The organism is Bacillus sp. XT-4, assembly GCF_050864245.1.
GTDB lineage: Bacteria > Bacillota > Bacilli > Bacillales > Bacillaceae > Bacillus > Bacillus altitudinis.
The window spans coordinates 1-10,449 of the sequence record NZ_JBPAFI010000015.1; the positions used below are offsets into that span (position 1 = coordinate 1).

The following is a 10,449-nucleotide window of genomic DNA, read 5'->3' on the forward strand; positions in this document are numbered from 1 at the left end:
CCTATCGGAACAGCGATTGCCAATACTCGTTTTTACATTATGGGTTCGTTATATGACCTCTCGCCGCAAGGCGTACCGGGTGAGCTCGTGATTGCGGGGAAAGGACTGGCAAGAGGCTATTGGAATCTCTCGGAGGAAACGGACAAACGGTTTGTCCCAGATACGTTTTATCCAGGAGAGCGCATGTACCGTACAGGTGATTTGGTGAAATGGACAGAGGATGGCGAGCTGATCTACCTCGGCAGAAAAGACCATCAAGTGAACATCCGCGGATTCCGTATTGAGCTGTCAGAAATTGAAGCGCAGCTCCTTGCGCTGGATTCAGTCCAAGAAGCCGTCGTGACAACGGTCAAAGACGCAAGTGATCAAGACGCTCTTGTCGCTTACGTCATCACAGATAAAGAAACGGGCACTTTGAAAGAAAGCTTAAAGCGCACCTTGCCAGAATATATGGTGCCATCATGGATCATTAAGCTAGACCAACTGCCGATGACGGCAAATGGAAAAGTGGATCTCAAAGCACTGCCAGCACCTGATATGGAAGCGAATCAAACAGCATACGAAGCCCCAAGAGATGAAGTGGAAGCACTGCTTTGCGGCATTTGGGAAGATGTACTTGGCGTCAGCCAAGTCGGTATTCACGACCATTTCTTCTTCCTTGGCGGAGATTCGATTAAAGGCATCCAAATGGCCAGCAGACTCACGCAAGAAGGTTGGAAGCTCGATATGAAACTGCTTTTCCAATATCCAACGATTGCGGAGCTCCGCACATATATCGAAGAAGCGGATCTTCTCACAGCCGATCAATCACCTGTGGAAGGAGAGGTCATTTTAACACCAATTCAGCGCTGGTTCTTTGAACGGAACTTCAGCAGCCAGCATCATTGGAATCAGTCCGTTATGCTCCATGCGGCAAATGGTTTGGATGAAGCGCTTGTCAAGCAAGTGCTCGAGCAGATGATGACCCATCATGATGCTTTGCGATTGGTTTATCCGATAGAAGAAGGACGCATCATTCAGCGTCATCGTGGAGTAGACGAAAACGATGTAGCGGTGGACGTGGTAGAAGTACAAGGAGAACGACCACAGCAAATCCAGCAGGTAGAAAAGCTGGCAAATGAAGTGCAGGCGAGTATTTCTTTAACAGAGGGACCATTAGTCAAACCTGCGATTTTCCGTACGGATCATGGAGATCACTTATTGCTCGTTGTACATCATCTTGTCATTGATGGTGTGTCATGGCGTATTCTCCTTGAAGACTTCATAGCTCTTTATGAGCAGGCGAAGCGTGGGGAGGAGCTGACACTTCCTGAAAAAACACATTCATTCCAAGCATATGCCCAGAAGTTGACGGAATATGCAGTGTCAGATGAGCTGCTGGCAGAAAGGGACTATTGGAAAAAGGTACTTGGGCATTTAACTGCACCTCTGCAAAAGGATCATGTTACAGAGGATCAAAGAATGCTGTATACAAAAACCATTCGCTTTACGCTGTCTGAGGAAGAAACACGCAGCCTACTGACAGAAGTACATGAGGCGTACCACACGGAAATCAATGATATTTTACTAACCGCTTTAGGATTGACCCTGAAAGAGTGGACGGGAGAAGACAGACACTTTATTCACCTTGAAGGACATGGAAGGGAAGACATCCTTCCGGCGGTCAATGTGTCGCGGACCATCGGCTGGTTTACGAGCATGTATCCTGTGCTGCTTGATTTGTCGCGTGCGGAGGATCTTTCGTATCAAATCAAGCTTTTGAAAGAAGAGCTCAGACACATTCCGAACAAGGGAATCGGCTATGGCATTTTAAAATACTTAACGCCTGACAAAATGAAGGACGGTCTCGCATTTGATGTCACGCCAGATATCAGCTTTAACTATCTTGGTCAGTTTGATGAACAGATTGGCGGGGGTGAACTAAGTCGATCCACTTGGCAGGCAGGTCAATCATTAAGTCCAGAATCAGAGAAACCTCATGCATTAGATATTGTTGGTTTCGTAGAACAGGGCTTGTTCCATATGACGATTTCATATCACCAGCTTGAATTCGAAGAGCAAACGATGGAGCAGTTCAAGGACCTTTTAGAAGAGAACGTGAAGGCACTCATCTCACATTGTGTATCACAAGATGAAGCGCAAATTACGCCTAGTGATGTAGGAGACGATGACCTGACCATGGATGAACTTGAAAAGCTAATGGATATATTTTAAGCAAACGAAGAGGTGGACTATGAGCAAACAGAAGATTCAAAAGGTATATCCTTTAACACCAATGCAAGAAGGCATGTTATATCATGCCATGCTAGACCCTAATTCGTCCTCTTATTTCACACAGCTGGAGCTTGGAATAAGAGGGGAATTTGATCTCGATCTTTTTGAAAAAAGTCTCAATGAGCTCATCGGCACATATGACATTCTCCGTACAGCCTTTGTCTATCAGCAATTACAGAAGCCTCGTCAGGTTGTACTGGCAGAGCGCAATCTAGATGTGTATAGAAAGAATCTATCTCACCTGAATCATCAGGAACAGCAAAAGGTACTAGATCAATATAAAAAGCAAGTGAGAAAGCAAGGCTTCCATTTAACGAATGATTTGTTATTGAAGGTCGCTGTTTTTCAACTGAATGAAACAAACTGGCATCTCATTTGGAGCAACCATCACATCATCATGGATGGTTGGTCCATGGGAGTTTTGATGAAAAAATTGTTTCATTACTACGAATCTTATCGGAACGGCAAAACGCCGGATCGCTCACAAGGAAAACCTTATGCAGATTATATCCAGTGGCTTGGCAAGCAAAATCAACAAGCAGCGGAAGGCTATTGGAAGGATCGCTTAGACGGTGCGGTTCAGCATCAAGGGCTTTTGCAGCAAAAAGAAGCGAACGGACAATATGACCATCAGGAATGGACGTTCACATGGGATGCTGAAATGGTCAGAAGCATTCAAGAGATCGCAAGAAATTGCCAAGTGACAGCACCAAATCTATTCCAGGCTGTTTGGTCGGTTCTTTTAGGCACTTACCATGCGGCACATGATGTCACTTTCGGAACAGTCGTATCTGGAAGGCCGCCAAGTGTGGCTGGGATAGAACAGATGGCAGGGCTTTTTATCAATACAATACCGGTCAGGGTAGAAATGAATCAGGAAGACACCTTCAAACAGCTGTTTCAAAAAGTTCAGCAGCATGCGCTGGAAGCGGAAAACTATGATTTTATGCCGCTTTATGACATTCAGCAACAGGCAGCTGCAGGAGGACAACTCTTCGATCACTTGGTCGGGTTTGAGAACTATCCTTTAGATCAAGAGCTATCTGGTGACACCATGTCGGAACGTCTAGGGTTTTCCATTGATGTAAAAGACGGATTTGAACAAACGAATTTCGATCTAAATGTCCTTGTATATCCAGGTGAAACATGGACATTGAAAATCAAATACAATGCGGTGGCTTTTGAAGAAGAGGTCATTGAAAAAATATCGAAACACCTGACCAACCTCATGAAGCAGATCATCGAAAATCCGGAAGTTCGCCTTCATGACGTGACGTGTATCACTGAAGAAGAAAAACAGCAGATTGAAGCATGGAACAAGACAGAACGAGATTATCCAAAGCATCTGTCTATTCCTGAGCTTCTGAAAGAACGCATTCAAACGCAGCCAGACCATCTGGCGTTAGTCGAAGGAGAGCGGGCATTCACCTATGAAGAACTCGGCCAAGAAATCCATCGTGTTGCGGGACATTTGATTGATAGCGGAGTGAAACAAGAAGATGCCGTCGCAGTGTATATGAATCGATCTGCTGAAGCAGTGATCGCCATTTTAGCGGTTCTTCAAGCAGGGGCTGCTTATGTACCAATTGATCCAGCCCAGCCAGAGGATAGAATCCGCTTTATGCTTGAAGACAGCGGTGCATCCGTTTTGCTCTATGCGGACAGCCAGCCGCCAGTTCATGAAAGCATCCAAGCCGTTCATGTGTCGGACATATCGAATCAGTCAAACGGACCTTTCGAAGTCGAGACCTCTCCTTCGCAATTGGCGTATATCATGTACACGTCGGGGTCAACCGGTCAGCCAAAAGGTGTTCAAATTGAGCATCAACATATTGTCAGATTGGCATGTTCACAGGAGACACTGGGCTTGAACAAGTCGGATCGTATGGCACATACAGGAGCAGTCAGCTTTGATGCCATTACTTTTGAAATTTTCACCACACTGCTGAACGGTGCAACGCTTTATCCTGTTGACCGTGACACGTTATTGGACATCAACCGGTTTGAACGCTTTATCCAAACGAATCAAATCTCGTCGCTCTTTTTAACGACAGGTTTGTTTAATCAACTCGCTCAGCAGCGACCGCATATGTTTAAAGGATTGTCCAAATTGATCACAGGCGGTGATGTGATCAATGTGAAAAGTGCAGAGCTTGTGAAGAAACATCATCCATCACTTGTTTTACTGAATGCGTATGGCCCCACAGAAAACACCACCATCTCGACCATTTATGAGGTGAGAGGGGATGAAACGGGCACGATTCCAATTGGTCAGCCGATCAATCATTCGTCCGCTTACATTTTAGATGACAATCAAAGACTTCAGCCAATTGGTGCGCCAGGAGAGCTGTATGTCGGCGGTGACGGTGTCTCAAGAGGATATCTCCATCGTCCAGAATTAACAAAGCAAGTATTTATCGCTGATCCTTTCAAGGCAGAAGGGCGTTTATATCGAACAGGAGATTTGGCTAGGTACGGTTCAAATGGTCAAATCGAATTCCTCGGACGGACAGATGATCAAGTGAAAATCCGTGGTTTCCGTATTGAGCTAGGTGAAATTGAAACGATTCTTCAACAAGAGACGGGGATCGATGATGCGGTTGTGCTCATCCATGCGTCTCCTTCAGAAGAAAAAGAAATGACCGCTTACTATACGGGAACGATCACGGAAGAAGAGGTGCGGGCTTTATTTCATCAAGCACTGCCAGCATATATGGTACCTCATCACGTCATGAAGCTAGATGCTTTCCCGCTTACCGCAAACGGAAAGGTTGATCGAAAATCTTTACCAACGCCTGACGAAGCTGATCGTGAAGAAATCAGGATCATTCCACCTGAAACTGAGACGGAAAAGGCGCTTGCTCAAATTTGGGAGGAACTGCTTGGGAAAGCGGTGGGAATAGATGAGCATTTCTTCATGACTGGCGGACATTCACTCAAAGCAATGATGATGTCAGCCAAAATCCAAGAAGTGTTCCAAAAGGAAGTTCCGATTCAAGTGATATTCGAAAAGCCAACGGTTCGATCGCTTGCGTCATACATTGACCAGGACGGTCAAGAAGAACAAGGACATCCGATCTTACCGGCAGCGAAGGCGGAGGACTATCCAGTGTCACCAGCTCAGCGGCGCTTATACATTTTACAAACACTTGAACCTAAGAGTACGAACTATCATATTCCGATCGTCTTAACGCTTGAAGGTACGCTCGATCATCAGCGGCTCACCTCAGCATTTGATGAATTGATTCAAACGCATGAAATCTTAAGAACGAGTTTTCATATGAAAGGCGAGAACATCGTCCAAAGGGTACATGAACGAGCGGTATTTGACCTCCCTGTCCATGATGTAAAGGAAGAAGAGGCCGAGGCATTTCTTGCTGAACGTCAGGCGCCGTTTGATTTGACAGCCGCTCCCCTCCTGCGGGCACAGCTGCTCAAAGTGAGTGACGACCGTCATCTTTTAGTTCTGGAAGCACATCACCTGATTACAGATGGCAGCTCCATGAAGACGTTCATTCAGGATTTGGCGAAAGCCTATGATGGAGAGGCACTTGCAGAAAGAGACATTCATTATAAAGATTACGCTGTCTGGCAGTTAAGTGAAGAAGAAACAGAGAAACAGCGTGTGCATGAAGCGTATTGGCTGAAACAATTCGATGGAGATGTACCGGTTTTAGATTTGCCGACAGACTATCCGCGTCCAGTGGAACGTGATTTTTCTGGAGAACGGGTGATGTTTGGCTGTGATCAAGCGACAACTCAGCGTATTCATGAGCTGCTCAAGAAAACAGATACGACGCTGTACATGTTCTTGTTATCTGCATTTCAAGTACTGCTCGCATCCTACAGCGGACAGAAGGATATCGTTGTCGGATCTCCTGTTGCGGGGCGAACACATCCAGATATTCAGGACATGCCAGGGATGTTCATCAATACCATTGCGATGCGCGGGAAACCGGAACAAACAAAGTCATTTATACAGCTGCTTGAAGAAATAAAAGAAACGAGTGTAGATGCTTTTGCACATCAAAGCTATCCGCTCGAAGAGTTAATCGCGCGTCTGCCACTTGATCGTGATACAACCCGAAGCCCGCTCTTTAGTGTTTCGTTTAATATGCAGAACATGGATGTTCCTGCACTAAAGCTCGGCGATCTGAACATTTCGCCTTATGCAATACAGCACCGATCCGTCAAATTTGATCTGTCTCTAGAAGCATTTGAACGTGAGGGAGAAATAAAACTAAGCCTAGACTATGCAACGGCATTATTTAAAGAGGAAACCATCCGCCGGTTCGGAACACATCTGCTTGCGATTATTCGTGAGGCGGTCCAGCATCCGCATGAACAAATTGGCTTGTTCAATCTCTTGGATCAGCATGAGCAAATGGAGCGGCTGGAGAAAAGGGATGGAGAACAAACAGGTCAACATGAGCCGTATCATGTGCAATTTTCAAGGCAAGCCATGGAAACGCCTGATGCCATTGCGGTGATGGATGGTGAAAGGAAGCTGACCTACCGTGAATTAGATCACATGTCCAATGCTCTTTGCAGTGAGCTGAAGATGCAAGGCGTAGAGAAAGAAAGCACAGTCGCACTTATTCTTGATCGCTCTGTCTATGTCATTGTCTCGATGCTAGGTGTAATGAAAGCGGGCGGTGCATTTGTACCAATTGATCCAGCTTTTCCTGCGGAACGTATTCGTTACACATTAAAAGATTCAGGGGCAAAAGTCATCGTGGCAAATGAGTCTCTTGGCGATTCCTATCAGCATCTCAAGTCGATTCAGGTCGTACATGTGGAGAAAGCCGTCCAACGAAACGATTCTCTAGACCTGCCGGACGTATCGGTTGATCAACTGGCTTATGTAATTTACACATCTGGAACAACAGGGAAGCCAAAGGGTGTACAGCTCACGCATCGTAATCTATCACACTACGTCAATTGGTTGACACATGAAGTGACTTTACAAGAATGCGATCGAACGGCACTCCTGTCTTCTTATGCATACGACCTTGGTTACACAAGCATTTTCCCGGTTCTAAAAGCAGGCGGGACACTCTATATTCCTCGTGAAGACGTGTATACAGACCCTGTACGTCTCATGCGTTTTATTGATGAACAAGAGCTGACTTATATCAAAATGACACCATCCTTATTTCATATGATGGCAGATTCAAAGGGATATACATTTGACGCTTTACGGCTTGTGGTATTGGGAGGAGAACCGATTGTCTCTGAAGATGTTGAAACATTTATGAAGCAGCATCCATGTGTGGCAGTGATGAACCATTACGGTCCGACAGAAACAACGATTGGTACAGTGAGCAAGCTAATGACACCGCATGAGCTGGACGCTTTAAAGGAGCGTTCTATCATCGGAAAGCCTATTGCTCATACAAGAGCGCTCGTATGCAATCGCCAGCAGCGTCTTGTCCCTTATGGCGCACCGGGTGAGCTCTACATTTCAGGTGATGGTGTTTCAAAAGGTTATTTGAATCAGCCTGAATTAACAGCAGAGCGTTTTCTTGAAAATCCTTATTTTCCTCAAGAGCGGATGTATCGAACGGGAGATTTGGTCAGACAGCATGCAAATGGGGAGATTGAATTCCTTGGAAGAGTAGACGATCAAGTGAAAATTCGCGGTTATCGAATTGAGAAACAAGAAATTGAGCATGCCGCACGTGCCCTTTCAACCATTCAAAAAGTGTATGTCAAAGTGATCAACACATCTCGTTTACCGGAGCTGGCGTTATATTATACAGCACCTGATCACATTGGAACGCTGACATTTAGAGAAAAGCTTTCAGAGACACTACCGGATTACATGATTCCTACTTATTTTGTCAAAGTGGATCATATGCCGCTGACGCAAAACGGAAAAGTGGATGCAAAATCTCTGCCGCTTCCTCATGAGGCACATATGAACCGCACGGCACATGCAGCACCAGAAACGGCGCTTGAGAAGACGCTTTGTGATATTTGGTCAGATGTTCTTGGAATTGAGGAAGTTGGCATTGATGACCATTTCTTTGAATTAGGCGGGCATTCTCTGAAAGGCATGGTGCTCATTTCGAACATGCAAGCCAAACTGAATCAGCATGTTCCACTCAAGGTTCTTTTTGAAAAGCCAACAATACGGGAGATAGCTGCCTATTTGGAAGAAGCTGATGCTTCGCTCGTCACATCCATTCAGCCAGCGGAAAAGCAAGATTTCTATCCAGTCTCTTCCGCACAAAAGCGAATGTACGTATTACAGCAGTTACATCCAGAATCCGTCACCTACCATATGCCAGCCGTTTTCATGATGGAAGGAAACCTTGATCTGAAGCAGCTAGAAGGAGCGATTCAAGCTTTAATTGATAGACATGAGTCATTGCGGACAGCCTTTGTTGAAATTGACGGCAGTCCCGTCCAAAAAATCTATCGCCGTGTACCGTTTACGTTACAGATGGTTGAAGTAGAAAGCGATCAGGTACAATCCGTCGTAGACAACTTCATGACACCATTCTCATTACATCAAGCACCTCTAATGAGAGCGAAAGTGGCAAAGCTGTCTGATGACAAATATGTGTTCATGATGGATATGCACCATATCATCGCAGACGGAGTGACACGCAGTCTGCTTATTCAAGAATTAGCGGAGTTGTATGAGCATAAGACGTTACCGCCAGTTCAGTTGCACTACAAGGATTATGCGGTATGGCAGCAAGAGGAAGAACAGCAAGCAGCACTTGAAAAACAGCGGCAGTATTGGCTGGAGCAATATGCACAGCCGCCAGAAGACTTAGCACTTCCGCTTGATTTCCCGCGGCCTAGCGTGCAGTCATTTGCAGGAGACCGGGTGGATAGATGGCTGTCTGCTGAGAAGGCGCAGCATATCAAAGCGCTCATGGCTGAAAAAAATGTGAGTTTGAACATGGTGATGCAAACGGCCTTTGCCATTCTTCTTCATAAATTGACTGGGCAGCATGACATCGTCATAGGGGCTGTAACGGCTGGACGTACACATGCGTCAATCGAACGGATTCCGGGCATGTTTGTGAATACACTGGCCCTTCGACATGACGTTCAGTTAGAAGAAACTGCAGAGCATCTGCTAGAAAAAATAAGAGATCACAATCTATCAGCTTATGAACATCAAGGATTCCCATTTGAGGATTTGGTCGCGCAGTTAGACCTTCCGAAAGACACGAGTCGCAACCCGTTATTTAGTGTCATGATGACAACGGATGAGCGTGATCTGACGTTACCGGAATTGAATGGACTTACGCTTTCGCACAAACAGCAAGAAGCCGTTCAGGCAAAGTTTGATTTAACGCTCGGCATCTTTGAGGAACAAGATCAAGTGGGCTTGCGCTTTGAATATGCAGAGGCACTATTTAAAAAGAGTACCATTCAGCGATGGAGTCAATATTTTGAGCGGATCATAGACGAAATGATCGCGAAATTGAATCAGCCGATCTCAACCATCTCCATCTTAACCAAAGAAGAAGAGCGACATCTGCTTGATGAATGGTCAGGCCCTATCCTAAATGTCCCGACAGATCAAACGGTTCATGCATTGATTGAGGCGAGGTCACAAGAAGTACCTGATCAAAAAGCTGCAACTTTCTGCGGCACAAGCTGGACGTATGAAGAACTGAACAACCGGGCGAATACAGTCGCCGCAAGACTCATTTCCACCGGCACAAAACCGGGAGACCGCATCGGCATTCTCACGCGTCCATCGCTCGAGATGACAGCCGCTGTTCTCGGAGTTCTCAAGGCAGGTGCGGCATTTGTGCCGATTGATGCCGATTATCCAGCGCAGCGCATTGCCTATATGCTGGAAGACTGCGGGGCAGAGGTCCTTCTGATTCAGAAAGAGCTCACTGCACCACGTTCTTTCACAGGTCATACCCTCTTCATAGAAGAGGCAGTAGAAGGAGAAGCACACGAGATTCAGGTTCCTATCAAACCAACGGATCTCGCTTATATGATTTACACATCTGGAACGACTGGACAGCCGAAGGGTGTCATGGTCGAGCACCAGTCCCTTGTCAATCTGGCTTACTGGCACAATGATGCCTTCCAGGTGACGAAACAAGACCGAACCGCCAAATATGCCGGCTTTGGCTTTGATGCCTCCATTTGGGAGATGTTCCCGACGTGGATCGCCGGCGCAGAGCTCCATAT

General features: G+C 46.0%; 2 protein-coding genes. Both read left to right on the forward strand.

Going from position 1 to position 10,449, the window contains the following annotated elements; translation table 11 throughout:
• On the forward strand, positions 1–2,214 hold a 2,214-nt coding region (locus ACRRMM_RS19060), incomplete at its 5' end, for a condensation domain-containing protein (RefSeq protein WP_432450932.1).
• Positions 2,215–2,233: 19 nt separating this feature from the next.
• A partial coding sequence (locus ACRRMM_RS19065) for an amino acid adenylation domain-containing protein (protein ID WP_432450933.1) occupies positions 2,234–10,449 on the forward strand: 8,216 nt, incomplete at its 3' end.